The sequence below is a fragment of the Ruegeria sp. HKCCD7251 genome, from assembly GCF_013031165.1.
Lineage (GTDB): Bacteria > Pseudomonadota > Alphaproteobacteria > Rhodobacterales > Rhodobacteraceae > Ruegeria.
This window is the reverse complement of record NZ_WPZC01000020.1, coordinates 1-1,248: the sequence shown is the minus strand read 5'-3', so window position 1 is coordinate 1,248 and position 1,248 is coordinate 1. Positions and strand designations below refer to the sequence as shown.

General features: G+C 58.4%; 1 protein-coding gene. It reads left to right on the top strand.

The window, feature by feature from the left end:
* A partial coding sequence (tuf, locus tag GOX75_RS20215; protein WP_170337277.1) for an elongation factor Tu occupies positions 1-1,176 on the top strand: 1,176 nt, incomplete at its 5' end.
* Positions 1,177-1,248 lie beyond the last annotated feature (72 nt).

Here is a 1,248-nt window from a genome sequence, read left to right as displayed (position 1 = left end):
ATGGCAAAGGAAAAGTTTGAGCGTACAAAACCGCACGTCAACATCGGCACGATTGGCCACGTTGACCATGGTAAAACGACGCTGACCGCAGCAATCACCAAGTATTTCGGTGACTTCAAAGCGTATGACCAGATTGACGGTGCGCCGGAAGAAAAAGCGCGCGGCATCACCATCTCGACCGCCCACGTGGAATACGAGACTGACAACCGCCACTATGCGCACGTTGACTGCCCCGGCCACGCCGACTACGTCAAGAACATGATCACCGGTGCTGCCCAGATGGACGGCGCGATCCTGGTTGTGAACGCAGCTGACGGCCCGATGCCGCAGACACGTGAACACATCCTGCTGGGCCGCCAGGTTGGCATCCCGAAAATGGTCGTGTTCATGAACAAAGTTGACCAGGTTGACGACGAAGAGCTGCTGGAACTGGTTGAGATGGAAGTTCGCGAACTGCTGTCCAGCTACGACTACCCCGGCGACGATGTTCCGATCATCGCAGGTTCGGCTCTGGCGGCGATGGAAGGCAACAACCCGGAAATCGGCGAAGAGAAGATCAAAGAGCTGATGGCGGCTGTTGACGACTACATCGACACCCCTGAGCGTGAAGTTGACAAGCCGTTCCTGATGCCGGTCGAAGACGTGTTCTCGATCTCGGGTCGTGGTACCGTTGTGACCGGTCGTGTTGAGCGTGGCGTGATCAACGTTGGCGACGAGATCGAAATCGTCGGCATCCGTGACACCCAGAAAACCACCTGTACCGGTGTTGAAATGTTCCGCAAGCTGCTGGATCGCGGTGAAGCGGGCGACAACATCGGCGCCCTGCTGCGCGGTATCGACCGTGACGGCGTTGAGCGTGGCCAGGTTCTGTGTAAGCCGGGTTCGGTTACACCGCACACCAAGTTCGAAGCCGAAGCCTATATCCTGACCAAGGAAGAAGGCGGCCGTCACACGCCGTTCTTCGCGAACTACCGTCCGCAGTTCTACTTCCGTACGACTGACGTGACCGGCACCGTGACCCTGGCGGCTGGCACCGAGATGGTTATGCCCGGCGACAACGTCGGCTTCACCGTCGAGCTGATCGCACCGATCGCGATGGAAGACGGCCTGCGCTTCGCCATCCGTGAAGGCGGCCGTACCGTTGGCGCCGGCGTTGTGTCGAAAATCATCGAATAATCGGTAGGACGGGCTTCAGCCCGGCGCATCGATAAAACTAAAGAAGGCCGCTCCAAACAGGGCGGCCTTTTT